The organism is Actinocorallia herbida, from assembly GCF_003751225.1.
GTDB lineage: Bacteria > Actinomycetota > Actinomycetes > Streptosporangiales > Streptosporangiaceae > Actinocorallia > Actinocorallia herbida.
In genome coordinates, this window is record NZ_RJKE01000001.1 from 5,728,787 (window position 1) to 5,753,491 (window position 24,705).

25 protein-coding genes and 3 pseudogenes are annotated in these 24,705 nt (G+C 70.0%); 12 read left to right on the forward strand and 16 right to left on the reverse strand.

The window, feature by feature from the left end; all coding sequences use genetic code 11:
* The first annotated feature begins 219 nt into the window (after window positions 1-219).
* The 3 genes from EDD29_RS25975 (at window position 220) to EDD29_RS47800 (ending at window position 1,994) form a co-directional block, all read left to right on the forward strand.
* Complete coding sequence (locus EDD29_RS25975; protein WP_123666910.1) at window positions 220-672, forward strand: hypothetical protein; 453 nt, start codon at window positions 220-222, stop codon at window positions 670-672.
* Window positions 673-921: 249 nt separating this feature from the next.
* Complete coding sequence (locus EDD29_RS25980; protein ID WP_123666911.1) at window positions 922-1,314, forward strand: hypothetical protein; 393 nt, start codon at window positions 922-924, stop codon at window positions 1,312-1,314.
* 35 nt (window positions 1,315-1,349) lie between these two features.
* Window positions 1,350-1,994 (forward strand): TetR/AcrR family transcriptional regulator, encoded by a 645-nt coding sequence (locus EDD29_RS47800; protein WP_170201575.1) that lies wholly within the window; start codon window positions 1,350-1,352, stop codon window positions 1,992-1,994.
* A 475-nt stretch (window positions 1,995-2,469) separates the two neighbouring features.
* Here EDD29_RS47800 and EDD29_RS25990 read toward each other — a convergent pair whose 3' ends face one another.
* The gene (locus tag EDD29_RS25990) at window positions 2,470-3,048 is read right to left on the reverse strand and encodes a helix-turn-helix domain-containing protein (RefSeq protein ID WP_123666913.1); all 579 of its coding nucleotides are present in this window, start codon (window positions 3,046-3,048) and stop codon (window positions 2,470-2,472) included.
* A 114-nt stretch (window positions 3,049-3,162) separates the two neighbouring features.
* Here EDD29_RS25990 and EDD29_RS25995 point away from each other — a divergent pair, with 114 nt between their 5' ends.
* From EDD29_RS25995 to EDD29_RS26005, 4 genes and pseudogenes are all read left to right on the forward strand, one after another.
* The gene (locus tag EDD29_RS25995) at window positions 3,163-3,999 is read left to right on the forward strand and encodes an EamA family transporter (protein WP_123666914.1); all 837 of its coding nucleotides are present in this window, start codon (window positions 3,163-3,165) and stop codon (window positions 3,997-3,999) included.
* Window positions 4,000-4,033: 34 nt separating this feature from the next.
* A pseudogene (locus EDD29_RS48020) lies at window positions 4,034-4,246 on the forward strand (FMN-binding negative transcriptional regulator); the annotation flags it as partial.
* Window positions 4,247-4,350: 104 nt separating this feature from the next.
* The gene (locus EDD29_RS47160) at window positions 4,351-4,458 is read left to right on the forward strand and encodes a hypothetical protein (protein ID WP_246053020.1); all 108 of its coding nucleotides are present in this window, start codon (window positions 4,351-4,353) and stop codon (window positions 4,456-4,458) included.
* Window positions 4,459-4,702: 244 nt separating this feature from the next.
* Window positions 4,703-7,066, forward strand: a complete 2,364-nt coding sequence (locus EDD29_RS26005; protein ID WP_123666915.1) for a hypothetical protein — start codon at window positions 4,703-4,705, stop codon at window positions 7,064-7,066.
* A 2-nt stretch (window positions 7,067-7,068) separates the two neighbouring features.
* On the opposite strand, the gene EDD29_RS26010 is transcribed toward EDD29_RS26005, so the two are convergent.
* The 3 genes from EDD29_RS26010 to EDD29_RS26020 are packed head-to-tail and all read right to left on the reverse strand — an operon-like array spanning window position 7,069 to window position 10,333.
* Window positions 7,069-8,595, reverse strand: coding sequence for a hypothetical protein (locus tag EDD29_RS26010; RefSeq protein WP_123666916.1), 1,527 nt, complete (start codon window positions 8,593-8,595; stop codon window positions 7,069-7,071).
* A complete protein-coding gene (locus tag EDD29_RS26015; protein ID WP_123666917.1) occupies window positions 8,595-9,107 on the reverse strand; it encodes a hypothetical protein in 513 nt (170 codons plus the stop codon). The genes EDD29_RS26010 and EDD29_RS26015 overlap by 1 nt, the downstream gene beginning before the upstream one ends.
* A complete protein-coding gene (locus EDD29_RS26020) occupies window positions 9,104-10,333 on the reverse strand; it encodes a CHAT domain-containing protein (RefSeq protein ID WP_123666918.1) in 1,230 nt (409 codons plus the stop codon). Before EDD29_RS26020 ends, EDD29_RS26015 begins: the two co-directional genes overlap by 4 nt.
* Window positions 10,334-10,816: 483 nt before the next feature.
* Between EDD29_RS26020 and EDD29_RS47805 the strand changes: the two genes are divergently transcribed.
* Window positions 10,817-10,945: a hypothetical protein gene (locus EDD29_RS47805; protein ID WP_281280944.1), complete on the forward strand. Its 129-nt coding sequence runs from the start codon at window positions 10,817-10,819 to the stop codon at window positions 10,943-10,945.
* Window positions 10,946-11,382: 437 nt separating this feature from the next.
* Window positions 11,383-11,745, forward strand: coding sequence for a nuclear transport factor 2 family protein (locus EDD29_RS26025; protein WP_123670685.1), 363 nt, complete (start codon window positions 11,383-11,385; stop codon window positions 11,743-11,745).
* Between the two features lie 543 nt (window positions 11,746-12,288).
* Here the strand turns inward: EDD29_RS26025 and EDD29_RS44990 are convergent.
* The 7 genes and pseudogenes from EDD29_RS44990 to EDD29_RS26055 all read right to left on the reverse strand — a co-directional run bounded on the left by EDD29_RS44990 (window position 12,289) and on the right by EDD29_RS26055 (window position 18,658).
* Complete coding sequence (locus EDD29_RS44990) at window positions 12,289-12,609, reverse strand: helix-turn-helix domain-containing protein (RefSeq protein ID WP_148086101.1); 321 nt, start codon at window positions 12,607-12,609, stop codon at window positions 12,289-12,291.
* Between the two features lie 675 nt (window positions 12,610-13,284).
* Window positions 13,285-14,103 carry an oxidoreductase gene (locus EDD29_RS26035; RefSeq protein ID WP_123666920.1) on the reverse strand — a complete coding sequence of 273 codons (819 nt, stop codon included), beginning with the start codon at window positions 14,101-14,103 and terminating at the stop codon, window positions 13,285-13,287.
* A gap of 85 nt (window positions 14,104-14,188) precedes the next feature.
* Window positions 14,189-14,941 carry an SDR family NAD(P)-dependent oxidoreductase gene (locus tag EDD29_RS26040; RefSeq protein ID WP_123666921.1) on the reverse strand — a complete coding sequence of 251 codons (753 nt, stop codon included), beginning with the start codon at window positions 14,939-14,941 and terminating at the stop codon, window positions 14,189-14,191.
* A gap of 58 nt (window positions 14,942-14,999) precedes the next feature.
* Window positions 15,000-16,070 (reverse strand): aldo/keto reductase, encoded by a 1,071-nt coding sequence (locus EDD29_RS26045; protein ID WP_246053022.1) that lies wholly within the window; start codon window positions 16,068-16,070, stop codon window positions 15,000-15,002.
* A 663-nt stretch (window positions 16,071-16,733) separates the two neighbouring features.
* Window positions 16,734-17,777 (reverse strand): alpha/beta fold hydrolase, encoded by a 1,044-nt coding sequence (locus EDD29_RS26050; RefSeq protein ID WP_211359901.1) that lies wholly within the window; start codon window positions 17,775-17,777, stop codon window positions 16,734-16,736.
* Window positions 17,778-17,800: 23 nt separating this feature from the next.
* Window positions 17,801-18,021: pseudogene (locus EDD29_RS45730) on the reverse strand (IS256 family transposase); the annotation flags it as partial.
* A gap of 190 nt (window positions 18,022-18,211) precedes the next feature.
* The gene (locus EDD29_RS26055; RefSeq protein WP_123666922.1) at window positions 18,212-18,658 is read right to left on the reverse strand and encodes a hypothetical protein; all 447 of its coding nucleotides are present in this window, start codon (window positions 18,656-18,658) and stop codon (window positions 18,212-18,214) included.
* A gap of 74 nt (window positions 18,659-18,732) precedes the next feature.
* Between EDD29_RS26055 and EDD29_RS26060 the strand changes: the two are divergent.
* Window positions 18,733-19,323: pseudogene (locus tag EDD29_RS26060) on the forward strand (Tn3 family transposase); the annotation flags it as partial.
* On the opposite strand, the gene EDD29_RS26065 reads toward EDD29_RS26060, so the two are convergent.
* Window positions 19,260-20,180, reverse strand: a complete 921-nt coding sequence (locus EDD29_RS26065) for an RNA polymerase sigma-70 factor (protein ID WP_123666924.1) — start codon at window positions 20,178-20,180, stop codon at window positions 19,260-19,262. The pseudogene EDD29_RS26060 and the gene EDD29_RS26065 sit on opposite strands and share 64 nt — an antisense overlap.
* Window positions 20,181-20,377: 197 nt before the next feature.
* On the opposite strand from EDD29_RS26065, the gene EDD29_RS26070 reads away from it, so the two are divergent.
* On the forward strand, window positions 20,378-20,863 hold the full coding sequence (locus EDD29_RS26070; RefSeq protein WP_123666925.1) for a carboxymuconolactone decarboxylase family protein: 486 nt from the start codon (window positions 20,378-20,380) through the stop codon (window positions 20,861-20,863).
* Window positions 20,864-20,979: 116 nt separating this feature from the next.
* Window positions 20,980-21,402 (forward strand): glycosyltransferase, encoded by a 423-nt coding sequence (locus EDD29_RS46445; protein WP_211359902.1) that lies wholly within the window; start codon window positions 20,980-20,982, stop codon window positions 21,400-21,402.
* Here EDD29_RS46445 and EDD29_RS26080 read toward each other — a convergent pair.
* From EDD29_RS26080 to EDD29_RS26095, 4 genes are all read right to left on the reverse strand, one after another.
* Window positions 21,389-22,243 (reverse strand): DUF11 domain-containing protein, encoded by an 855-nt coding sequence (locus tag EDD29_RS26080; protein ID WP_123666926.1) that lies wholly within the window; start codon window positions 22,241-22,243, stop codon window positions 21,389-21,391. The genes EDD29_RS46445 and EDD29_RS26080 overlap by 14 nt on opposite strands.
* A gap of 163 nt (window positions 22,244-22,406) precedes the next feature.
* Window positions 22,407-22,631, reverse strand: coding sequence for a hypothetical protein (locus tag EDD29_RS26085; protein WP_148086102.1), 225 nt, complete (start codon window positions 22,629-22,631; stop codon window positions 22,407-22,409).
* A gap of 158 nt (window positions 22,632-22,789) precedes the next feature.
* Entirely contained in the window at window positions 22,790-24,010 is a 1,221-nt protein-coding gene (locus EDD29_RS26090) for an ATP-binding protein (RefSeq protein ID WP_211359903.1), read from the reverse strand.
* A gap of 114 nt (window positions 24,011-24,124) precedes the next feature.
* Window positions 24,125-24,691, reverse strand: a complete 567-nt coding sequence (locus EDD29_RS26095; protein WP_170201577.1) for an acyl-CoA synthetase family protein — start codon at window positions 24,689-24,691, stop codon at window positions 24,125-24,127.
* Between the last annotated feature and the right edge of the window lie 14 nt (window positions 24,692-24,705).

Below are 24,705 nucleotides of genomic sequence, written 5' to 3' on the forward strand. Positions count from 1 at the left end.
TCTGGGACGAGACCTCGACAGGGTCCTCCCAAAGTCAGGCTCATCCACCCGGCACCCACCGATCACGACAACGGCGACCCGGACGAGCGGGCACAGACCGGACCGGTCTGGGGCTAGGCATCTGGTGCCCTCGCCAAGTCAGGCACTGCGATCCGTGCCCGCTCACAAGATGCGATTAGCCGCCAGGTAGCTGTGGGTGATGCTGTTACGGTCCGGCGCATGCGCCTGTCGTCCGCTCTTCTGGTCCTGCCGTTGCTCGCCGGCTGCTCTGTGGCGTCCGAGCAGGCGACCGCGCCGGCCGCCCCATCCGCCGCGCCGTCCCAGGGCCTCGACGAGGGCGTCGCCGCGACCCGTCCGGCAGGTGCGCTGTCGGCCGACGAGGTGGTTCAAGGCCTGCAGGCGGCCGGGTACCGGCTGCGTGATGCTCGGGACGACACCGCGCAGAACTGTCCGGACCTGGGCTGCCTGCAGCTGATCACCACCGAGGACCTGAGCGTCTACGAGTTCCCGACGGCCCCGGCGGCGCGTAACTTCCACGGGAAGTGGGGCGAGCCGTCCGCGCTGTACGGCCGATACGTCCTGTCGTGGGTCGCGGTGCGCTCGAATGCGCGCCCCGACGCGGGCGAGCAGCGGGGGTTCGTCGCGGTCGTGCGGGACATCGTCGAGGGCTAGGTGTCGACCACGACCGAAGCCCCGCAGGTCGCGGTGACGGCCCAGGTCTCCCGGTCCTACGGCAAGGGGCCAAGGTCTCGGTGAGGTGCTTCTCAGTCTCGCTACGTAAGGCTCGCAGAACTGGTCATTTCTGCGATGCACCCACAGTCACCACCATCACCCACAGCTGCTTTGGGGCTGAGGACAGCTTCGGAGCGGAGGGCCAAGCTCGATCTTGACATTGGCCGCGTGGTCAATAATATTGGCCGCATGGTCAATACGAAGGCGGTCGGCGAACCCCGTCGACTCCGGTTCGTCAGTGCGGTGGTCACGGTCTATGTAGCCATCGTGATCGGAACAGTCGCGGCGCTGGGCGCCATGTCGTCCGCGGCCCCAGAGCAGGCGACCGACGAGGCCTGGGGGCACGCACTGGTCGTCCTGGTTTTCGCCATCCTGCTTCCGGTGCGGCTGCGGTCCGCCCGCTCGGGCAACACCAAGGCGGTCCGGGCGCTCGGCATCATCGCTGCGGTGCTGCTCGTAGTGAATCTGGTGGAAGCCGCTCTGCCCGGCGTCTTTCCGGCATGGATGAGGGTCGAGATGGCGGCCATCGCCCTGTTGATGCTGGCGATGCTCGTCCTGGTGCGTCGTTCAGCACGCCGTTGACCTGTATCCAACGAAGACCCGCTAGGAATGACGGTATGACCATGACCCACGGCGAGTCTCGCCCACCGCGCGTTCGCAGGCGTCTCAGCGACGAGGTGCGGAGGGCGCAGATCATCGAGGCCACTGTGGCGGTGATCGCCGAACTGGGCTACGAGAACACCTCCTTGGCTCGGATCGCCGAGCGGGCCGAGGTCTCCAAAGGCCTGGTCTCGCACCACTTCACGGACAAGGACCGCCTCATGGAAGCGGTCGCCAGGGCCACTCTGGTGACTCTCCGGCAGGGCCTTGTCGATGCTCTCGTCCTGACCGATCCGGTCCCCGAGGTCATGCGCGCCGCGATTCATCGCGCGGCCGACCTCGGCGTTACGCACCACCCGGAGCTAACGGCGCTCCGGCAGATCAGCACGAACCTGCGCGCAGCCGACGGCACCCCGCGGCTCGGCCTGTCCGACTACTACGAAGAGACCTACCAGGGCCAGCAAGCCCTGTTCCACCGCGGCCAAGAGGAGGGTTCGCTTCGCGACTTCGACGCCCGCGTCATGGCGATCACCTACCAGGGCGCCATCGACACGATGCTCACCTACCTCCACGAGCACCCCGAGACCGACGTTCACCAATACGCCGACGCCCTCGCCGACCTCCTCATCACCGCGATCAGACGCTCGCCAACGGCTGCCTAGCCAGCCTCTTGTCATGTGGTCCGACAGAGCCGACCCCGGCCGGAGGAACCCAGCCGGGTGACGCTCCAGGTCGAGGTGTTCTGTACCAGGATTCCGCGAACCCTTCCGGCGCTCCCGAAACCATCACGAACCGCAATGGCTTGTCGCTCTGGCCGTTCCGATCCTCCTCGCGGACCTACCTTGCCCCTCGCCGTAGCTCTAGGAGTTCGACGACGAGCGCGCCGCCATCCTCGACCGCCACCGGCGGGGAGTCCATCCGCGCCATCGCCGCCGGGGTGAAGGTCTCCATTGGTGTCGTCCACAAGAACATCACCGAAGCCCGACCGCCTGACCAGGCGACCTGACCCGGCTCGTCACCGAACCGACACCGGCCTCAGCCCACTACCGCCACGATCCGATCCCCGCCGCCGGACCGTACTGATCGCGTCACGACGCTCTCAGCGGGCCGTACGAGCTCGTAGGGTGCGGTGGCCGCTCAGGTGTTCTGGCCGGGGGGCAGGTGGACGGTCATGATGAGGTGGCAGGTTTCGGTGCCGGTGCCGCGGTAGGTGTGGGGGGCGTCGCCGTTGAAGGTGGCGGTCTGGCCCGCGTGCAGGGGGTGTTCGGTGCCGTCGACGATGAGGGTCATCTGGCCGGCGGTGACGCTGATGGTCTCGGCCACGCCTGCCTGGTGGGGGTGGCTGGGGTAGTCCTCGCCAGGCTCCAGGCTCCAGCGCCAGACCTCGACGGGGCCGACGGTGGAGGTGGTGAGCATGAGGCGGGCCTGGCTGCCGTGCTCGCCGGTCCACAGGGGCGCGAGGGTGGCCGCGTCGGCGACGCGCACCCGGCCTTCGGGCGGTCCCTGCATCAGGTCGGACACCGAGATGCCGAGGGTGTCGGCGAGCCGGACGAGGGTGGCGAGGTTGGGGTTGCCCTGGGCCTTCTCCAGCGCGACGAGGGCGCCTTTGCTGACCTGGGCGCGGCGGCCGAGCTCATCCAGGGTCAGGCCCGCGCGCTGGCGGGCCGCCCGGACGTTGGCCGCCACCGTGCGCAGAGCCGCGGTCGGTTCCGTCATCTGATCATCACCCTCCCATCGATCAGTCCAATATACCTTCCGGTCGTTCGATTGGACCCGTTCGGTCGGTATGACATAACCTGGAGTCGTTCCATTGTACTTCCGGGGGGTGTCATGATCGCTTTGGTGCTGGCCTTGGGCTGCTCGCTCGCCTACGGATGCGCGGACTTCCTCGGCGGTCTGGGCGCCCGCAAGGCCCATGTGCTGCGCACGGTGATGATCGCGGCTCCGGCGAGCCTGGTGGTGGAGCTGGTGCTGTGGCCGCTGCTGGGCGCGTCGTTCAGCGCGGGTGCACTGGCGTGGGGTGCGGCCTCGGGTGTGGCGTCGGCGGCGGCGTTCGCGCTGCTGTACCGGACTTTGGCGATAGGCCCGATGAACGTGCTGTCGCCGGTGACCGCGCTGGTGTCGGCGGCCCTGCCGGTGAGCGTGGGCCTGCTGCAGGGCGAGCACCTGGCCGCGGCCGCCCTGATCGGCCTCCCGCTGGCGCTGGTCGCGGTGGTGCTGGTCAGCGCCGGGTCCGGCGCCGGATCGGCCAGGCCTTCGCGCACCGCCCTGCTACTGGCGTTCGGCGCCGGCGCCGCGATCTCCCTGCAACTGGTGTTCCTGCACCAGGCACCGGCCGACAGCGGGGTCGCCCCGCTCATCGTCGGCAGGACCGTCTCCTCCGCCCTCACCCTGAGCGCCGCCGCGCTGATGTGGCGCCGGCTCGGGCCAGAGCGCCCCGCCTACGGCATGTCGGCGGCCGCCGGAGCACTGGACTCGGTGGCGAACCTGCTGTTCCTGCTGGCCGCCAGAAGCGGCGACCTGACCGTCGTCGCGGTCATCACCGCCCTGTACCCGGCCGCGACGGTCCTGCTGGCCCGCGGCGTGCTGCACGAGCGGATCGGCCGCGGCCAGCTCGCCGGCCTCGGGGCCGCGGCCCTGGCCGTCAGCCTCCTCGCCCTGTCCTGACCCCGCCGACCGCCTGATCGAAGGAGTTGCGACGATGTTCATCCAGCCCTGGGACACGAGCCTGGACGAGGCCGAGTGGCGCTCGTGGATCGCCGGCGGCCACGACTTCGGGCAGCTGTGCGTCAACGGCCCGCCCGGGCAGGCTCCGGTGGTGGTGCCCACCCATTTCCGCTGCGACAGGAGCGATCTGCTGGTCCACCCGGCCCGGCCCATCCCGGCGTGGAAGGCCGTCGACCACGACCCGAACGTGGTACTGAGCGTCATCGACGACTACGCCTTCATCCCCGGCCCCTGGCGCGCCCCGGCGGCGTCCCCGCCCGCGATGGGGTGCCGACCAGTTACTACGCGGCCGTGCAGTTCACCTGCCGCGCCCACATCATCGACGACCCCGGAGCCAAGACCGAGCTGCTGCGCCGCCAGCTCGCCCGCTTCCAGCCCGACGGCGACCACGGGGCTTGACGAACATCGGAACGAAAAGTCCCGCTAAGGGCCGTGCTCGCAGGTCGAGGCGTGGTTCCGCGTGAGGCGTGGCACGGAGGTGTGCGCCCGTTCGCCGTCCCTCCCCGGAATCGGGCGGACCGTTATCGGCATCCGTGCCGGTCACGGCGTTCTGGTGCGCCCCGGCATGGGATTTGATGGACGCGGGGCTCCGCTCCCGGATCCATGTGCCCTGCCCGTGGCGGCCGAGGCGAGGAGAGACGAGATGTGGCTCGTACGGCTGCCGTTCTGGGGCGTCGTCTGCTGGCTCCTGGCGTCGGCCACAGGCGCCGGGGATCTCCTGGCCTTCCTCACGATCGCGGCGGCGCTCGGACGCGTGCGGATCGGCGTCGAGAGTTCGGTGGCCGCGCTGCTCGTCCTGGGAATCCTGGAGGACGCCTACTCGACCTCGCTGTGGGTGTGGTGCGGGCTCGGCGTGACGCTGGACCTCCTCCGCTGGCTCGGCAACGAGTACCTGATCAGCCCTCCCGAAGGGTTCTGCCGGGTCGTCGACACGCTCAGCGTGCTCTTCCTCATCGTGTGGCCGGGGTGGGTGCTCGTCTCGGGTTCCCTGTCCTGGGTCCTGGTCTGGGACACGGTATGGCTGGTGACGCTCGCCGGATTCCACGTCCGCCGTGCCGGGTGGCTCACCCGCTACCGGCGCAGGGACGTCAGGTTCGCGGCTCTCCTGTACTGGGGTGCCGCGGTCGCCGGCGCCTGGGGCGTCGCGGACGTGTGGGCGGAGTCGAGCCGGGATCCGCGGTGGCAGGTCGTCGCCGTGTCCGGGGCGGTCGTGGTGGCGGGCCAGTTCATCCGCCTGGCCACCGGAGTCCTGGCCGCGGTCGCGCTGACCGACGCCGACTCGGACTGGTCGATGTGGCCGCGTCTCCGCGATTCCCGCGAGCGTCAGCAGACGCTCTTCACCGGCGGAATCGACGCCCTGCTGGCGCTCGGGTTCTTCGTCGTCTCGGCGTCAGTCGTGGCGGGCGACGGGTCGCTCCTGGCTGTGGCGGCCTGGGCGCTGCCCCCGACGGCCCTCCTCCTCGCCGTCACCGGCGCGCGGTCCCGGGAGATCGGGCTGCTGTACCGCGCCGCCGATCGCCTGGTCCTGTGCGACGCCCGGCCAGAGGACCAGCGGGCGATCGCGGAGCGCTGGGCCCAGGACCGGGTGCTGCGACGGTCCGGGACCGACATGTCCTTGGCGAACGACATCGTCGTCCTCTCGCGCGTGCTGGAGCGGCGGTTCCGGCACAGCAAGGGCAGGCTGCGGCATCACACGACCTACCTCGACGGCGCGGTGGCGGTGACGCAGGCGGCCCTGGACCTGTGCGCGGCCGAACCCGCATCGGTGAAGCCGGAACAGGAACGGCTCGTCTGGGCGTCCCGGGGGAGGGTGCTGACCCTGCTGGCGCAGAGCCATCACGCGATGATGGGCCTTGAGGCGTCGTCGGCGACGATGCTGGAGGCCTCCGACGCCCTCGAGCGCGCGGGGCGCCGTCACTTCGCGGTCATGCAGCGACTGAACGCCGCGGTGATCATCGGCACCAACCTCGGGCGGAAGGACGAGGCGCTGGAGATCGTCCGGCCTCTGACGTCCGCCCCCGGCCTTCTGCCCCTGTGCCGTGACATGGCCTCCGCCGCCGTCGCGGTCTACGAGGGAAGCGACCCGGTCGGCGCCTCGTCCCAGCTCTCGCGCCTGCTCGGCACGAGCAGCGCGAACGACCTGGCGACGCTGGACGTGGAGACGGAGCAGGCCATGCTCGACCGGTGGATCGTCCGGGTCAAGCCTGAACGGCAGAGTGTCCGGATCATCGAGACCGTGCAGTTCCTGCTGCAGGAACCCGTTTTCCGGGAATGGCTGGAGACCGAGGGCAGGGAGGCGCTGCCGTCACTGGCAGGGGACCCCGCCGCGCCGGAATGGCTGCGCGCCCAGGCAGGTGAGGCGGCCACCTCATGGTTCCTCATCCCGCCCTGGCTTCCGGTGTTCTGGCGAGACCACCCCGCGGCCGCCGCGGTCGAGCGGGCCAATCGGCTCTGGGCCGCGGGAAGCGTCTGGGCGGCGCGGGAGGAGGTCGAGCGCGCCGCGGAGCTCCTTCACCACGACGGGTACGACCTGCCCTCGATGACCATTCGCTACCACCTCGCGCAGGCCTTGGAGGGCATCGACGACGCGAGCGCCGTCGAGAACTACCGGACCGTGGTCGACCGGTACGAGGCGCACCGCCGGCTGGTCAGAGGCGAAGCCGAGCAGGCGGAGGTCCGCAAGACCATGGACACCGCCTACGACAGGCTGACCGAGCTCCTCACGGCGCGGGGCGAGGCGGGGCGCGGATTCGACGTCGCCGAGCGGGCCAGGGCCCGCCAGTCGCTGGACATGCTGGGAGAGGCCCTAGGCGGCGTCCACGGCTGGAGGCGGCACGACTTCGATCGCTTCCGGGACTTCGAAACCGAGGATTTCCTCGCCTGGCCCAGGCGTCGCGAGGGCAGAGAGGCGGAGTACGAGTCGCTCCTGCGGGGAGAACCGATCACCTACCAGGAGGTGACGTCCATGCTGCGCCGACTGGGCAGGCCGACGGTCGGCGAGCCCTGACCTCACTCTGTCACGAAGTACACCTCGGAGGTCGAGGACCTCTCAAGGAGCCGGTCGAGCTCCGCCAGCGGGACCGCCGCCACCAGCCGGCCCCCCTCCCCGCCTCCCGGTAGATCGAGGATCAGCACGTCCTTGATGAGAAGCATCGGCCGTCCCATCACACGGAGCGAACCGACGGCCCCCGGCGCGGCGGTGCCGGGCAGGAACTGCTTCGGCTTGAGCGTGACGACGCCCTTGCCCGCGATCATGGACTTCTTGATCGGCGGGCCGAGGAGCCCGCTCGTGACCTTTGCGCCCTCTGGGACGGGCCGCAGGGGGTAGCGGTCGACGAACGCCTCCCGGCCGGAGCCGCGCAGATCCGACGCCGTCAGAATGCGGTAGGCGGGCAGAGCCTGCCCGGCGAGGACCGGCTTCGGCCGGTCCCGGACGGCCTGGCCCGCCACCGCGAGCAGGATCCCGAGCACGACCGCCGCGGCGATCCTGCCCGGAGCGGCGCTCCGGGTCCGGCCCGTGCCGGGGGGCGAAGGCCGCCTCTGCGGCAGGTCAGGCACGTGCGGCTCCGGGCCCTCGGCCAGCGTGGACTCGGGCGGGGGCGGCGGCGCCTCCGCCCCCGCCTCCGCCTCGGCCTCGGCCTCGGCGGCCGTATCTCGCTCCGGATACCCGAGATGGTGCGCGCCCTCGGTGTCGACGCTCCCCTGCGCCCACAGCTTGCTCAGCTGACGCCACTGTTCGGCCTCCTGCTGGTAACCCGACGGCCGCGAGAGCCCCATGACGTCCAGCAGACCCCAGCGATGGACGTCGAAGGCGGCCCGGTACAGCGCCCCGTAGGGCTCGGCCGCACGGACCGCGGCCAGATAGCCCAGCCAGGCCGTCGCCAGGCCGCCCCAGACGCAGGCGAGTACCCCGTACCAGGGCAGCAGGACCATGGCGAGCGCTCCCCCGGTCGCGGCGAAGGACACGCCGAGCGCCGCGATGACGATCAGGAGTTCCAGGTCGGCCGAGGCCGCGGCGAGCGACTGCTGGAACGGCTCCGGCAAAGTGGGATACAGGCGCGGCCAGGCGACGACCGAGGCGATGCCGTAGCGTTCGTCGCTGTGCTCCTCGGCGCTCCTGAGGATGTTGCCGAGGCGCGTCGGCAGGAACCGGTCCTTCTGGACGGGATAGAGCAGCCGCCGGGGGTCGCCCCGCACGAGCCGTTCATATCGGCTGTCGTGCCTTCGCCGACCGCGGCGGGCCAGCACCGCGCCCAGCGGCAGAGACTCCCAGTAGCCCTCGAACAACCGCATGAGGCTCGGCAGCACCGCCGCCATGATCTGCGCCGCCAGAAGCACCCCGACGAGGACGAGGACCGGCAGGAAGACCTTCGCGTCGGTGCCGAGTCCCGACCACCACGAGACCGCCGCCCCCAGGCCGACTCCGCTCACCACCACGGCGCCCACCGTGACGAGGTAGAGGACCAGCGGGACGAACGTGGCGACCATCGACCTCCGGTCCATCAGGCCGGCCGTGGTGTCGAACAGCCCGCCCATCACGCCGCCCAGTAGGGCACGAAGTCATGGCCGCCGCTCTCGCAAAGATAGGTCTCCTTCCGGCTGAAGCGGTCGAAGACGTTGGTCCTGCCGCAGGAGCACCGAATGCGGATGTCACCGGTCGGGGCCGGATCCCCGTAGGCCCGGTAGTCACCGGCCAGCCATCGCGGATCCCGCCGGCCGGCGTCCCGCCTGATCTCGGCCCGGACCGTCCCGGCCGGCACGATCCCCACCGGACGGCCCTCCGAGACCACGACGAGTGCCGGAGCCCCGTCCCTGAGCAACTCCAGCAGGCCGGTCATCGTGAGCAGATCCCGCACGGGCAGGGAAGCCTCGACCACCCCGGCGGGCCCTGAGCCCTCCGGGGTCGCCAGGCCCACCGGGGCGCCGTCCGCGCCGACGACGACGGTGATCCGGCCGTCGCCCGCCGAACCGTCCGCACCCGTTCCGAAGTCCGTGGACATCAGATCGGAGACCAGCGCGGTGGGCTCCGGCGAGGTCCGAGATGTCACAGCCAGTCTCCGATCAGGATGAAAGACGCCCAGTGGTACGGGTCCGCGAATGCGAGGGTGTCGAAGGCCGGATCGGCGGCGTCCCCGATGAGGTCCATCCGCACGGCGCCGAGGTGCGCGGCCTCGTGCTGCTCGACGGTCCCGCCGGCCAGCGCCAGGACCAGCCGGTAGGTCCGGGCCGCGCCCGGATAGTCACCGACCATCGCCAGCAGCGCGGCCTCCTCCAGGTGCACGGCGCATGCCGACACGTCGTCGTCGGAGAGGCGGGACCGGGTCGCGGCGGCGTGCGCCAGGACGTCCCGGACCGTGTGGCCGCGCAGCCACAGCTGAGCGTCCCGCAGCGCGTGCGCCTTGCCCAGCCCCTTCGCCAGCCTCTCGTAGAACCGGTCCAGCAGCATCGTCGTCGACAGCTCGTCCACCGGCCACAGGGAGACGAGGACGCTCGGCGAGCCCGCGTAGAGCAGCGCCCGAGCCAGGCCGACGAGCTCGTCGCCGTGGCGTCTGAGGCTCACACCGCTCTCGCAGGCCGCCAGGGTGACCAGGTTCACGTCGAGGCCGAGGCCGAGGATGTCTTCCGCGGTCAGCCTCCCGTCGGCCAGCTCGATCCCCGACCTGAGCGGATTCGTGGAGTCGAAGACCCCGTGCGACGAGATGTGCAGTACATCGCGAGGGACCGAACCGGCGCGTTCGATCAACGCCGCCCTGGTCGCCTCACCGCCGAGAAGAAGGTCGTGCCCGGCGAAGCGCTGCGCGATCGTGAGGGCCTGCTCCCGCGCGAAGACCAGCGGTCTCCGGTCGGGCGGGGCGGCCACGATCAGCGCGTTCCCCCGCTTTCCCTTCCGTTTGAAGCCGCAGTACCGCAGCACCGACGCGCTCGGGACCGTCGCGACGGGGCACCGGTCGACGAGCGAGACCCCGTCGACCTCGATCGCCTGCAAGGGAAGTGTGTGGAGCACGTCATGCGGGACGAGATACACCATGTCGCCCGGCCGGACCCACCTGACCACGGGTTCCATCAGGCGGACCAGAGCGTCGTCCGTCAGGTCCGCCGCCGATGTCGTCCGGAGTCTGCGCTGGAAACCCTCCGCGACCTCACGGAGCTGCTGCCGGGGGATCTCGACCGTCGCGCATTCGGGTTCGTCCGCGTCCGGAGAGATCAAGAAGACGAGAACGCGGTCCGCCGTCGTGTAGAACTCGGCGATGACAACGCGCTGTTCGGAGCCCACCGATCGTCCTCCTCCACGGACGCTCTGGATCCCCCGCCCTGCGGACGCCCTGGGCGCACTCCCACGGTAATGTCCAGCACTTCCGAAAAGCAGCTCCCGTTCTCGTTTCGTGACTCCACGGCCACCTCCCGAATCCGCCGGTGATCCGGAAGGAGAACGCCATCGCCGCCGGAGCGGACGTCGGCTGATCCACTGGGCGGACCATGCCCGCCGACTCCGTGGATCGCCGTTCCGCCATCGTCGCGGGCGCGGTCGAGGTGCTCGCGGCGCAGGGTCCCCCCGCGGGTTCACCCACCGCGCGATCGAACGGAATCCGGGATGGCCGCTCGGCGCCGTGGGCACCTTCTTCCCGACCCGTGACGCCCTGCTGGTCGCGACCGCGAAGCACCTGCTGGAGGCCGACCGGCGGACGCTGCACGCCCCCCGGGGGTCGCGGGCATCGAGGATGTCGGCGCGCTCGTCGCGGAGCGGATCTCGGTCGCGGTGGACCCCGAGCACAGCGCGCTGTTCGTGGCGAGGCGCGAACTCCTCCCGGAGGCCGGGCGGACAGGCCGCCGACCGGAGCACGCGAACCTGGTCCGCCGGTCGTTCGTCGACCTCGCCGCCGAGTGACTGGAGCGCGGGAGCCCGACCGCCAGGCCCCCGCCTTCACCGCATTCGTCGACGGGCTCCTGTGGGACCAGATCGCGCACCCCGGCACCGCCGCCGGAACGGCGGTCATGCCGGCCGACCACGGGCCCCAGCCCTGCGAGTTCTCCGCCCGCACCCGAAAGCCGTCCTGGGTTTCGTTGGCCAGGCTCGGCACGATCTTGGAGCGGCTTTCCAGGTCCAGCACGTTGATGACCTGGTCGTCCGCGTCTCGGAGCTCGGCCCAGCGTCCGCTCCGGCTCGGTCGGCAGGCCGCGCCGCTCGTAGTAGGCCCAGAACTCCCGAAGCCACGCCCGAGCTCGGTGCCGGGCCCGGTGCGGAGTCCCTGGATCGGACTGCGAAGATCAGCCGAGCGTGAACGTCCTGGCCTGGACACGGCGCCGGCTGGGAGGGTGGACCTCATGATCGAGGACTTGCGGGACGCCGAGCGCCGACTCCAGGCCGCGCAGCTTGCTGGAGATGTCGAGGCGCTGGATCGGTTGCTGGATGATCGGCTGATCTTCACCTTCGGTGCGAACGTTGCGACCAAGGCGGACGACCTGGAGCTGCACCGCACTCGGACGCAGGTGCTGACGAAGGTGGCCGAGGAGGAGTTGACCGTGCTCGCCGAGGGGCGCACCGGAGTGACGTGGTTTCTCGGCACCATCGAAGGGGCCGTCTCCGGGGAGCCGTTCGCGGCCAGGATGCGCTACACCCGTACTTGGCTCTACGACGAGACGCACGGCTGGCGAATCATCGCCGTGCACGCCGGCACGACCGACTGACATAGCCGACCCGTTGTCGACGACCGGTCGGCCGGACGGTCGCCGACGAGGTTCGACCGCCCCCGGGTGGCGGGCCGACGCTGGAAGCCAGGCCGTCCCGGCAAGATCAAGAAGATTTCGCGACACCCCGCCGCCCCCTTCCGCGACAGCCTGGAAAACCGGACGCAGGGCGATGGAACACCGCTCCGGACGGCCGGTTTCACACTCAGATCCCCGCCAGGTCTTTCCGACGGATGGAGGGGCTCCGTCCCCTTCCTCGAGGAGCCCCGGTGCGGATCGTCCACTCGCGCGTGTCCACCCGGCGCCCACCCCAAGACGCCCGCGCTGGAGCGCCCCGCGTTCGCCCGCGTCACCGCCGAAGCCGAAGGCCGCTACCGCGGCCGGCCACCCGCACTCAACGGCACCCGGCGAGACGCGGTGCGGCCGACAACCGTATCGTCGCGCTGGTGGAGACCAACCCGAACGGCGCCAACCGGTCGATCATCCTGCGCAAGTTCAACCTCGCCTGGATCCTCAACGGATGACGGGCTCGATCCCGGCCGGTCAGCTCGGGCCGGCCGGGCCGCCGGGTACGTCCAGAAGGTCGGCGGGGTACAGCCGCGCGTGCAGTGACGTCTCCAGCCGGGCGAGGGTGGCGAGATCGGGGTAGACCTCTCCGCGGGTGATGCGGCCTATGGTGGCCTGGCCTATGCCCGAACGTGCGGCGACATCTCGCTGGGTGAGGCCTTGGAGCGTCATCTCGGCCATCAGACGGCGAGCGAGCTCCAGCCCATAGCGGGCGCCCGCAGGGCAGTCGGGGGCCAGTTCGGCCTTGGGCCAGCGGCCCGACACCACGTAATGGCGTGGCACCTCGTCGGAGCGCACGTGTGTAGTCCCCTCTTCGCCCCGGCCAGACGGACTGGCACCGGATCCCCCATGATGCGGCGTGAGACGGCCGCGAGGGGAGGCCGCCGCGCCTGAGTCATGAACGGTTCATCTGATTGGCCCCGGAACACCCCGAATGAGCCATCTATGGTTCGCCGTTGTCGGATTTGTGGAGGCGAATGACTGTGACTGAGCGCTTCACCTGGCGGATTGAGCGAAGTAGTCGGCGGATGTCACGCCCTGCCCGGCTGCGTTCGCCACTTCGTGTGCGCTGCGCGGTCTGGCGGCAGGAGGCGCAGCTGAAGGGAGGTGTTGTCGCCATGCGCGAGGCAGGGTGCCAAGGAGTCGCTGTGGGAGCGGCTGACGGATCTGTGCGAGGGCGCGGTTCCTGAGCCGGTGCGTGCTCGCAACGGGCCGACGCGGCTCCTCCCCCCCCATCGTCCAAGGGCCGGTGCATCGGGAGTTGATGGTGCCCTGGCCTCCCGGCACATTCCTCAACGTCCAGGAGGCCTCGACAGTCCTTGAGAGGGCGCTGGGCCGTGTGGCGAGTACGGATCGAGCCTTCGGCACCGGTGGAAGCTGACGGCCAGCGCGGCCCCGACCTCCAGCTCGTGCCCGAGGGCGAGCCAGGCAGCCCGGGCTTCCTCGATCCGCGCCGCGGTGCCGGCTGCGGAGTCACACAGACTCGCTCACCTGCCGCCACTCGGCGTCCGACGCGGCCAGCGACTCGGCAGCAGACCGAGCGACGGTGACGGCGTCCTTGCCGAGCAACAGGTGCAGCGGCGGCTCCTCGGCCCGGGTGATGTCGATGAGGACCCGGGCGATGCGGGCTGGGTCGCCGCTCTGGTGGCCGTCGGCCGCCCGAAGGCGGGCGATGGCGGGTTCGAGGACCGGCTTGTAGGGATCGCTGACCGGTGGGGTGGCCATGGAGGAGCCGGCCCAGTCGGTGCGCATGGCGCCCGGCTCGGCGACGGTGACCTTGATGCCCAAGTGAGCGACTTCCTTTGCCAGGACTTCCGAGAAGCCGCCGACGGCCCACTTGGCCGCCTGGTAGGCGCCCAGGCCGGGCCCGCCTACGCGTCCGCCGACGGAGGAGATCTGGAGGATGTGCCCGCCGCCCTGCTCTCGCATGACCGGCAGCGCGGCGCGGGTGACGTTGACGACGCCGAAGAGGTTGACGTCGACCTGATCGCGGAATGCCTTGTCGGTCATGTCCTCGATCGACGCCACGTCGGCGTAGCCGGCGTTGTTCACGACGACGTCCAGTCTGCCGAACGCCTCGACAGCGGCCTTCACGGCTTGGCGGGAGTCCTCAGGGTCGGTCACGTCCAGAGTGACCAGGCGGACTCTGTCTCCGTACCTCTCGGCGAGGTCGTTCAGTGGACCGATGCGCCGGGCCGTGGCCACCAGGTCGTCGCCGGCTTCCAGGACTGCCTGGGCGATGGCACGGCCCAGGCCGCGGGAGCTTCCGGTGATCAGCCAGGTCCTGCTCATGATGATGTCGCCTCGTTCTCTGTGCGTGTCGAAAGGAGCGCCAGGGCTCGGATCTGAAGACGGGCCGACCCGAGGAAGGCGGTGGTCAGATGAGGAAGCCGCCGTCGACGGCGAGGTGGGCGCCGATGACGTAGGAGGCCTCGTCGGAGAGCAGGAAAGCGACCGCTTTGGCCACTTCCTCTCCCGTGCCGAGTCGGCGGGCCGGGATTCTCTCGGCGATCTTCGCGACCTCTTCGGGGTTGCCCTGTTGGCGGGGCACCGGGATGACTCCGGGCTGCAGCTCGTTGATCCGGATGCCGTGCTGGGCCCAGTCGGCCGCGGCGGAGCGTGTCAGGCCGCGCAGGCCGTGCTTGCTCGCGCTGTAGGCGGCACGGTGGGACAGGCCCCGGTCGGCGAAGACACTGGAGATGTTGACGATGGCGCCGCCGCCTGCGGCCTGGATCGCCGGAATCTGGTACTTCAGTCCGTAGAAGACGCCGGAGAGGTTGACTCCTATGGTCTTGTTCCACTCTTCCTCGGAGAGGTCGGGAACATCGTGGTGGACGCCGGAGGTTCCCGCGTTGTTCACGGCCAGGTGCAGGGCGCCGAACCGGCGGACCGTCTCGGCGACGGAGTGCGCGACCGCACGCGCGTCGCAGACGTCGCCGGGGATGGCGAGTGCTGTACCGCCCTCCTCGGCGATCTCGGAGGCGAGTTCCGTGAGTGGTCCCTCCTGGCGGCCCACCAGGGCGACGCTGGCGCCGCGGGCGGCGAGGAGCCGGGCGATGGCGGACCCGATGCCGCTGCCGGCGCCGGTCACGAGCGCCGTCTTTCCGGCGAACTGGCCTTCGTAGTTCATGGGATGCTCCTTGCTCTGTGTCGTCTCGGGTGTCGGGTTGGCGACGGCTTCCGGTACCTCATCCCTCGGCGTCGTCCGCGTAGGTGTTGAGGGCTCCGTACCGGCCTCCGCTGACCAGCGCGGGGTCGAACAGCGCGTCCAGCCGGGCCACGTCGTCGGCGCTGAGCCGGACCGAGGTCGCGGCGAGGTTCGCCCGGACGTAGGCCAGGCGCCGGGAACCGGGGATCGGGACGATGTCGTGATGCCGGGACAGTAGCCAGGTGAGGGCGATCTGGCCGGCGGTGGCTCCGATGGTCTCGGCGAACCGCTCCAGCTCCTCGACCAGCAGCAGGTTGTGCTCGAAGTTCTCGCCCTGGAATTTCGGCAGAGTGGAGCGGAAATCATCGCGACCGAACACGGCCCCCCGGCGGAAGGCTCCGGTGAGCATCCCGCGTCCCAGCGGGCTGTAGGGCACCAGGGTGACGCCTAGGCGGCGGCATTCTGGCAGCACCTCGGCCTCGACGCCGCGCTCCCATAGCGAGTACTCGCTCTGGAGGGCCGCAACGGGGTGAACCGCGTGGGCGCGACGCAGGATCTCCGGGCCGACCTCGCTCAGGCCGATCGCCCGGACCTTGCCCTCGGCGACCAGTTCGCCCATGGCGCCCACGGTGTCCTCAACGGGCACGGCAGGGTCGAGCCGGTGGTAGTAGTACAGGTCGATCCGGTCCGTGCCGAGCCGTCCGAGGCTGGCCTCACAGGCCGCCTTCACGTACTCAGGGCGGCCGTCGAAGAAGCTGCGGCCCTCGGGAGTCGGGCGGGCGGAGAACTTGGTCGCCACGACCGCCCTGTCCCTGCGGCCTTTCAGCGCGCGTCCCAGCAGTTCCTCGTTGTGCCCGAAGCCGGCGACCGGGCCTCCCGGCGTGGCGCTGCTCGCCCCGTAGTAGTCCGAGGTGTCGAAGAGCTCGACTCCTTCCTCGATCGCGTCCCGGATCGTGGCGACCGAGCCGTCAGGATCCGCCGCTCCGTAGAACTGCGACATGCCCATGAGTCCCAGGCCGACCGGCCGCACGGAGATGCCCGACCCTCCCAGCAACGTACGCGCCAGGATCATGCCGTCGCCGTTGCGCGCGCCTGAGGTTTCCTCACTCATCTCCGATCACCCTCATCCCCTGATTCGCTCCACCTGGCCGTATAAGAGGCCAGTGGAACTTTATTTCCCCCAAAATAAAGTTCCACTGGCCTCTTGTCAAACCTCGGAGCGGAGTCAAGGCCGTGATCAGCTCGGGCGACGACCGGCGTCAACGGCTTGGCCGAAGGCCGTACGGGGCCTCCTGCGGCAGGTCGTACCCGGTCTTTCTGAGGGTCCGGTGCGCGTACCACCGGCCAAGAACTTGCGGTGGGCGGCGCCTTCCGGCCGCAGGCCAGGGAGGCAGGCCGGTCGGCGGGGAGGGCGATGGTCAGGATGTTCCGGTTCCCCCCGGTCGGCGGACTGCCGCGCAGAACGTGCTTCGGGCATACCCGCGCGGATCGGCTCAGCGACCGGGGGGACGAGTGATGACCTGCTGGAGTGTCCGCTCGTTGCCGCCGGGGTCGGCGAATGAGACGAAGGAGCCGTTCCTGTCGCGGGACGGGTCGGGGCCATCGACGCCATTGGCCTCTCCCGCCCAGTGGAGGAGGCCGTCGCGGTCATGCCAGATGCTGCAGCCCCCGGTCGGTCGTGGTGTCGCCGTCGAGGCGGAAGCCGAGGCCTTCACGGAAGGCCGAGGGCGTCCAGTCGATTGCGGCGCTGCTCTGCTGACCTCCGCCGCTGAGATCAGAGCTCGCCGGCGTCGATGACGGCCTGGGCGAAGGCCTCGGGCGCCTCCTGGGGCACGTCGTGGCCGATGCCCTTCAGGACGCGGTGCTGGTAGGGGCCGGTGAACTGGGCACGGTAGGCGGCGTCGCTGCCGCCCGCGCCGAAGGGGTCGAGGGTGGCGTCGACGGTGATGGTGGGGACGGTGATCTTCGGGCTGGTGGCGAGTTTCGCTTCCAGGCCGGCGTAGGCGGGTTGGCCTTCGGCGAGGCTGAGCCGCCAGCGGTAGTTGTGGATGACGATGGGCACCCAGTCGGGGTTCTCGAAGGCTGCGGCGGTGCGGTCGTAGGTCTTCTGGTCGAAGTCCCAGGTCGGGGAGGCGAGTCTCCAGACGAATTCGCCGAAGTCGTGCCGGTAGGCGGCGAGGCCCTTCTCCCCGCGGGGCGTGGCGAAGTAGTACTGGTACCACCAGGTGTGCTCCACCGGCGGTTTCTGCGGTTCCTTCTGGGCCTTCCGGTTGGTGATCAGGTAGCCGCTCACGGAGACGAGGTTCTTCACCCGCTCCGGCCAGAGTGCCGCGATGATGTCGGCCGTCCGCGATCCCCAGTCGAATCCGGCCAGTGTGGCCTTGTCGATCTTCAGCGCGTCCATGAGGGCCACGATGTCGACGGCGAAGGCCGACTGCTCGGCATTGCGCACCGCGTCCGGGGACCGGAACGTCGTCGTGCCGTGGCCGCGCAGGTACGGCACGACGACCCGGTAGCCCTTGCCGGCGAGGATCGGGGTGACCTTCTCGAAGCTGTGGATGTCGTAGGGGAAGCCGTGGAGGAGGATCACCGGGGGGCCGTCAGCGGGCCCGGCGTCGACGTATCCGACGTTGAGCTCGCCGGCGTCGATCTGCTTCACCGTGCCGAAGGGCTCACCCGTCGCCGCCGGGGACCCACCGCCGGGATCGGCCCCGCCCAGGATGCTCATGGACCGCACCGCCACGGTCGGCACGACGGCCAGCGAAACGGCCGCGACCCCGGCCGAGAGCACCGCGCAACACTTCCGGTCGAACCTCATGCCTTGCCCCCGACGTCTTGGCCGCGGCCGAGATGGGCGTCCATCTCACCCTGCAATGCCGTCTCCAGCACGAGCTTCACCAGCCCGCCGGCATCCCGCCGGGCCCGACCAGTTCCCGGCCCTCCGCCTGGGCTGCCTCGGCCAGCCGGCCCACCAACGCCCGCTGCTCGTTTTGAACCTGCTTCTTGTCCTGCCGCGAACCGGACAGACCGGCCTCCACGATCTCGAGGGAACCATCACCCAAAGTGTCCCCTCAAGCCCCCTGAGTAACACTCTTCGCGGAACAGTCCCGCTCGCCGCAGCTCTAGGAGCCCCGGGCCTTCAGCGGCATCCAGAGCCGGACCCCGGGCATAGGTCCGGCCCCGCGCCCGGAAAGACCGGGATGCGAGGCCGGGAGGATGAGTCAGCAAGGCTTACGGGTCGTACATGGTCGTCTAGCTCGGGATCCAGACCATCTTCTGCGAGTTGATCCAGACGCCGGGCGCCGGGTACCGCGTCAGGTTGGCGAACTCGGTCGCGGCGTAGGGCGGGTTCCGCTGGGCGAGGCCGATGCGCCAAGAGGTGTCGTAGAGCCACGTGCTGCTGGCCCCGTCGAGCTTCAGGGCGGTCTGGTACCGGCTGTAGAGGCCGTTGAAGCTCTGGCGCCAGATGAGGTCGAGCTTGCCCTTGGGCGCGCCGCTCCCGGTGCCGCCGTAAGTGATGTTGATCTTCATCTCGTGAGCGAACCGGGTGGTCTTCACGTAGCAGGACTTCTGCGTCTCGCACCAGGTGTCGTAGTTCCGCGCCCTGCGCTCGGTGTCGACGACGACGCGGTTCTCCGTGCCGTCCGACACGTACTCCTCGCCCACGTCATCGGGGTCGGGCGAACCGGGCGTGTCCACCTCCGGGACGTAGGGCTCGGGCGTCGCCTCCGGGTCGGTGAGGTCGACGACCAGCCACTCGGCGCGAACGGGGCGTCACCTGGCTCAACATGATCAACGACCAGGGTGCCGGGCTGGGTGGGAAGGTCGTCACCGGCACCGTCCGCGACTCCCTGCACATGATCGACGTCTCCTTTCGGCGCGACGGCGGCACCCGACCCGAGGTCCTGGTCACCGACACCGGCTCCTACTCCGACATCGTGTTCGGCCTGGTCCACCTGCTCGGGATGCGCTACCAGCCCGCCCTGGCCGATATCCCCGGGCGGCGGTCTATGACCAGCTCCTTGAACACGCTCGACCGGCCGGCGAGCGTCCTGCCCAGGAAGGAAGCCCATGACCGGTACTCGTCCCCGCGGCATGACCGAGCAAGGGTTCACTCCGCGCAGGCCCAGGTGGTCCGCTGTACCCCTCGGCCGACCCCGGAACGCCCGGTCACGTCAAGAGCCCCCATCAAGCTCCTTGACGTGACCGGCCGTTCCCTTGCTGCCCAAGCCCCGACCACGCCGCCGCTTCTCCCCCGGCTCCGCCCGACGGAGCGGTCGGCGGAGCTTTCGCTTCGTGCTCAGCGGCTCACCGCGGTCTCCCGGTCGATACGCGACAGCTTCTCGGGATTGCGCACGGCGTAGAGACCCGTGATGAGGCCGTCGTCGATGCGTACCGCCATGACGGTGTCGATCTCGCCGCCCCGTCGGAGGACGAGCGCCGGGTAGCCGTTGACCTGGGCGGGCTGCAGCACCATCTGGGTGTCGATCCTGCCCAGCACATCGGCCACCCTGTCGGCGCCGATGACCGGAGCCAGCGCGGCCTGCACGACCCCGCCGCCGTCGGTGAGCAGGACGATGTCCGGCGCGATCATGTCGAGCAGGCGCTGCAGATCACCTGTTTCGATCGCCCGCTGGAACGCGGTGAGCGCGTCGCGGGTCTCGTCCGGGGAGACGACGGCGCGGGGCCGGCGCGCCGCGACGTGGGCCCGTGCCCGGTGTGCGATCTGGCGGACGGCGGACGGGGTCTTGTCGACGGCTTCGGCTATCTCCTCGTAGGAGATGTCGAAGACCTCGCGCAGGACGAACACCGCCCGTTCGGTCGGCGCGAGTGTCTCGAGGACCAGCAGCATCGCCATCGAGACGCTGTCGGCCAGTTCGACGTCCTCGGCCACGTCGGGCGCGGTCAGCAGCGGTTCCGGCAGCCAGGGGCCGACATAGGACTCCTTGCGGCGGCGAAGCGTCCGCAGCCTGATGAGCGCCTGGCGCGTGGTGATCCGGACCAGGTAGGCGCGCTGCTCCCGCACGGTGCCGAGGTCGACGTCGGCCCAGCGAAGCCAGGTCTCCTGCAGGACGTCCTCGGCGTCGGCCGCCGAGCCGAGCATCTCGTAGGCGACGGTGAACAGCAGATTGCGGTGGGCGACGAACGTCTCGGTGGCGGAGTCCACGCGGCCGTCCCGGGCGAGGCGCTCCTCGGTGGTTCGCTCGCTGCACTCGCTCATTCCCCGCTCCTGCCTGTTCGCTCTCGTCCGTGTCACACACAAGATGCCGCCCCGCCCCGCCTTGTGACACCCGACGCCGGTGGCCTACGTCACATCGCCGCCCTGTCACATGAACCGGAGGACCGGCATCTGGTGGTCGTCAGGACGCCGCGCGGACGATCCGCGCGGCGCACAACCGCACCCGTGAGGACGCGATCATGGAACCCCGTGCCAACCTGTTCGACACCGAGATCGGCGCCAAGATCGGCAAGCGGATCTATGCCGTCAGCCTGGTGATCCAGGAGTCGCCGCTGCCCAAGGCGACGCAGGAGCTGGTGCAGCTGCGCGCCAGCCAGATCAACGGCTGCGGCTTCTGCGCCGACATCCACGCCAAGGACGCCTCGGCTCGCGGCGAAACCCAGACCCGGCTCGGCCTGGTCGCCACCTGGCGTCACTCCACCGTGTTCACCGAGGCCGAGCGGGCGGCGCTGGCGCTCACCGAGGAGGGCACCCGGATCACCGACGCCTACCAGGGCGTGTCCGACGAGACCTGGGCCCAGGTGCGCAAGCACTACGACGAGGACCAGACCATCGCGCTGGTCTCCCTGGTCGCGATGATCAACGCGACCAACCGCCTCGGCGTGATCCTGAACAACCAGGGCGGTTCCTACGAGCCCGGAGCCCTCGCCGACGTCGCGAGCTGACCGCCGGACGCATGGCGGGCCCGGCCCAGGGCCATTCGATCCTGGGCCGGGCCGCGCACACGCGAGTCGCCCCCACACGACCGGAATCCGCCGTACTCCTGCGAGGAGAAGGTTTCATGAACCTCGCTCTATGGATCGTCGCCGGGCTCCTCGCTGACGCCTATCTGCTCGGCGGCGGCTACAAGGTGATCACGTCGAAGGAGAAGATCGCTGCCGCCGGCACACCACCGGTGTACGTGGGCTTCGGCAGCATGCCCATACGCGATCCCGAGGACGTCGCCCGGATCGCCAGCGAGGCAATCCGCGCGCAGGACCGCCGCGCAGTCGTCTCCCGCGGCTGGGCCGACCTGGCCCTGATCGACGACCAGGGCGACTGCTTCGTCGCCTGCGAGGCCGACCATCAGGCACTGTTCCGCCGGGCGGCCGCCGTCGTGCACCGCCCTCCAGATCACCGGCCGGTGAACCGAACGGGGCGCGCCCGGCCCGCCCGGCGTGCGGTCGGGCCGGAGGCGCTGTTGTGGTGGGTCAGACGCAGTTGACGATGAGGCCGGTCAGGACGGTGCAGGTCCAGCTGGCGGTGTTGTTGCTCGGGTCGGTGTCGCCGGTGGTGTCGAAGGTCAGGGTGACGGTGTATGTCCCCAGCGCGAGGAGGTTGACGGTCCGGGAGAAGGGGCTCTGGGCTAGACCCCCGACCGGAACGTCGTTCACGGGACAGGTCTCGTTGTCGGCTCCGCCGGTGCAGCCGGGGCCGATGGCGGAGGTGAGGAGCCCGGAGGGGCTGACGGTCTTGGTTTCGGTGACGTTGGTGGCGGTGCCGGTGCCGATGTTGAACGCCCACGCGTTGAAGGTCAGGACCTGGGTGAGGGCGTTGTAGCCCGAGCTGATCTTGACGACGTTCAGGTCGGGGGCGGCGGGGGTGACGGTGATGACGGGGCCGTTGACGGCTCCGGTGGTGGAGCCGCCGGAGGTGTAGAACTGGGCGCGGCTGGTGAACGTCCCGGCGGCGGTGCCGGATTCGACGGTGACGGTCAGGTCGTAGCTGAACGCCTGCCCGTTCGTCAGGTTCGGCAGGGCCAGCCGGTCGACCGACCCGACCTCGGTCGCGGAGGTGACGCCACCGCCGAAGGAGGAAATGGACGTGAAGGACGGCAGCGACCCGGTGGTGCCGCCGGTGCCCCCGGTGGCGGAGACGTCGATGCGGGCGCCGGAGTAGTTGCCGTTGGAGGTCCCGCTGATGGTGATCGTGGTCGTCGTTCCCGCGACGACGGTGGTCGGGCTCGCGGTCACGGTCAGGGTCGGATGGGCGGAGGCCGGGGCGGCGATCGCCACGATCAGACCGCTGGCCAGCGCGAGCGTCGACAGCAGGGAACGCAGACGCATCAGGACTCCTTTTCTCCCCGGAGCGCGGACGGTCCGCGGACCGGGATGCCGCGGGCGGTGATGGACCGGCCCGCAGAACCGCAAGGCCGGCTCCTCGTGTCACCGGCCGGAGCGTGCTCCGCGATGCGGTGCCCGCTCGATTCCTCGCTTCGGTCGCTTCGGTTCACAGGCCGGTGATCTGGACGGCGATGGTGCCGTCCTGGACGGTGAGGCCTCCTGGCATCAGGCATTGGAGGGGGTTGGCGAGGGGGTAGATCCAGGTGATGACGGCGGTGGCGCCGGTGAACTCGCCCGCGGTGACGGTGCCGACGGCGGTGTTCTGCAGCAGCGCCGCGGCCGGCGACCGCAACCTGTGCCTTTCGCGGGACGAGAGCGGGATGGGGGACACGAGGGGTCTTCTCCGGTCTGTCCTGTCGCTGGGCCGTGCCCGACGGGCCCGCGCCCCTGACGATCATGGAAGCAGAATGAAATTCTCACGCCCCGGGCCACTTGAACAGCAGCACACCAGCCATACCTCCCTTACCCGGGCCTCAACGGATCGGTGCCTCAGGAGTAGAGGTCGGAGATCCCGACAGGGATCGGTGTTTCCGGGGGATCGACGAGATCGTCGGCGAAGCCGGCGCCGCTGTAGCAAACCAGCTTGGTGCCAGTGGTGTCGTAGCCGCGTTCAGCGAGGAGGTCGCGGGCACGGGCAAGGCGCGCGACATCGGATGCTCCCATCACCTTGCCCCACTTCGCCTCACCGATGGACAGGACCCTCCTGCGCTCCCCCGGGTCGGCCTGGGCGAGGACGACGACGTCGAGTTCCAGCTTCGCCCGCGTCTTGTGGTCGGTGAGGACGCCCGAGCCCACCTCCGCCGGCAGATCTCCCCAGAGTTCTGTGGCGCGGTCGGTGACGGCGAACTGTCGGCAGAGCTCCTCGAAGTGCGGGCCCATCACCTGCGAGGCGAAGCGGGCTTTGGCCGCGCTCCACACGAGACCCGCGCGGCCGCTCTCCAGCAAGCCCCATTGGGGGCGCATGACCACCTGATAGAACGTGATCAAGGGCTCGGCGATGCGGTAGTGGGACTTCCCGGAGTGGAAGAGATCCGGGTCGCGGCGCAGCAGCCCGCAGTCCTCCAGCACGGTGAGCGGGTGGCCGATGTCGGTGCTCTTGCGCCCGATGTAATCCGCGATCCCGCCCCGGGACGAGCGACCGTGGGCGACGGCCGACAGCACCGAGTGGAACAGACCGGGATCACGCGCCTCGGTCTCCTCGTCCAGCAGATACCGGGCCTCACGGAACAACGGTGTTCCCGGATCCGGGACGGTCCGCAGCACCCAGTCATCGAAATCCGGGAGGCCTTCCGGCGCGTCGTCATTCACGAAGCGCCGGTAAGCCGGAGTGCCGCCCACGACGGCATGCAACCGAACGGCCAGAGCCGGATCCGCCGCTCCCCAGAACCCGGCGGCCATCTGGTCATCGAACGGCCGGACCACCAGCTCGAGATTCGCGCGTCCCCTCAACGGCGCGGCCCCGGCCAGCAGACGGCCCACCACCGACATCGCCGAACCGCACAGCATCAGCGACTCGGTCTCGGTCGCCTCGGTCGCCCCGAAGTAGAACCCGCCCGCCTCCCGCGCCAGCGCCTCCAGCAGGAACGTCTTGCCCATCCGCCGCCGCCCGCTCACCACCGCCAACTGCGGCCGATCGCTCCTCCGCTCCACGAACGCCGTCAGATGCCGCCACTCGAAGTCCCGGTCGAACACCTGCCCCGGCTTGATCACCCCCGAGATAGAGCCACAGTCCTTATAACCATAGACCTAAGGAATCCTGAGCCAGGGCGCTCAGCAGCCGACGCGAACGTCCTCCTCAAGAACGTTCGCAACCACCGATAGAACTCAAGGGGTCCAGACCGTTCTGTTCATCGACGCCGTCCAGTTCGAAACCACCGCCCGCCCGCCGAGCCCGATCTCCGCACCAGCGAGTCCGTGAAACCGCGGGAACATCTTTCGTGCCGTACACCGAACCGTCCGACTTCGCCGTGGGGCCGGCGTCGTGATCGCCCTGTCGTCCGGGCTGTTCTCCGGATGGCTCGCGATGGAATCGGCGTCGGCCCGGAGGCTGTCGTGCGAGAGCCGGACGGGCTTGGGCGATCCCGTCGAACCCGATGTGCTGAGCAGCAGGGCGAGTTCCGGATGAAGATCATGCCGTCCTTCCGCGCGCCGGTGCACGGTCGTGCCGTCGCCGGGCACGAGGACGTCGGGGTCGTGGATCTCGCCGAGCGCCTCGGCGTGCGTTACCCCGCCGATCAGTACCGGATGCCCGCCCGCGAGCGCCGCGAGGTACCACACGGCGGTCTCGACGACGTTGGTGCCGCTGAGCAGGACGAGCCGCCGCCCCGCCCGAAGTCCTACCTCCTCGACCCGGGCCGCGAGATCGCGATACGTGAGGGTCTCGTCTGCCATGACCAGCGCGGTCC

Excerpts from the sequence above, each read along its gene's own strand:
- EDD29_RS26025 (WP_123670685.1), top strand. The coding sequence starts at position 11,383 with ATGATCGAGGACTTGCGGGACGCCGAGCGCCGACTCCAGGCCGCGCAG.
- EDD29_RS26035 (WP_123666920.1), bottom strand. The coding sequence starts at position 14,103 with ATGAGCAGGACCTGGCTGATCACCGGAAGCTCCCGCGGCCTGGGCCGT.
- EDD29_RS26070 (WP_123666925.1), top strand. The coding sequence starts at position 20,378 with ATGGAACCCCGTGCCAACCTGTTCGACACCGAGATCGGCGCCAAGATC.
- EDD29_RS47800 (WP_170201575.1), top strand. The coding sequence starts at position 1,350 with ATGACCATGACCCACGGCGAGTCTCGCCCACCGCGCGTTCGCAGGCGT.
- EDD29_RS25990 (WP_123666913.1), bottom strand. The coding sequence starts at position 3,048 with ATGACGGAACCGACCGCGGCTCTGCGCACGGTGGCGGCCAACGTCCGG.
- EDD29_RS26095 (WP_170201577.1), bottom strand. The coding sequence starts at position 24,691 with ATGGCAGACGAGACCCTCACGTATCGCGATCTCGCGGCCCGGGTCGAG.
- EDD29_RS26080 (WP_123666926.1), bottom strand. The coding sequence starts at position 22,243 with ATGCGTCTGCGTTCCCTGCTGTCGACGCTCGCGCTGGCCAGCGGTCTG.
- EDD29_RS26045 (WP_246053022.1), bottom strand. The coding sequence starts at position 16,070 with ATGAGTGAGGAAACCTCAGGCGCGCGCAACGGCGACGGCATGATCCTG.
- EDD29_RS25980 (WP_123666911.1), top strand. The coding sequence starts at position 922 with ATGGTCAATACGAAGGCGGTCGGCGAACCCCGTCGACTCCGGTTCGTC.
- EDD29_RS26040 (WP_123666921.1), bottom strand. The coding sequence starts at position 14,941 with ATGAACTACGAAGGCCAGTTCGCCGGAAAGACGGCGCTCGTGACCGGC.
- EDD29_RS26010 (WP_123666916.1), bottom strand. The coding sequence starts at position 8,595 with ATGGGCGGGCTGTTCGACACCACGGCCGGCCTGATGGACCGGAGGTCG.
- EDD29_RS26050 (WP_211359901.1), bottom strand. The coding sequence starts at position 17,777 with ATGAGGTTCGACCGGAAGTGTTGCGCGGTGCTCTCGGCCGGGGTCGCG.
- EDD29_RS26065 (WP_123666924.1), bottom strand. The coding sequence starts at position 20,180 with ATGAGCGAGTGCAGCGAGCGAACCACCGAGGAGCGCCTCGCCCGGGAC.
- EDD29_RS26005 (WP_123666915.1), top strand. The coding sequence starts at position 4,703 with ATGTGGCTCGTACGGCTGCCGTTCTGGGGCGTCGTCTGCTGGCTCCTG.
- EDD29_RS25975 (WP_123666910.1), top strand. The coding sequence starts at position 220 with ATGCGCCTGTCGTCCGCTCTTCTGGTCCTGCCGTTGCTCGCCGGCTGC.
- EDD29_RS25995 (WP_123666914.1), top strand. The coding sequence starts at position 3,163 with ATGATCGCTTTGGTGCTGGCCTTGGGCTGCTCGCTCGCCTACGGATGC.
- EDD29_RS46445 (WP_211359902.1), top strand. The coding sequence starts at position 20,980 with ATGAACCTCGCTCTATGGATCGTCGCCGGGCTCCTCGCTGACGCCTAT.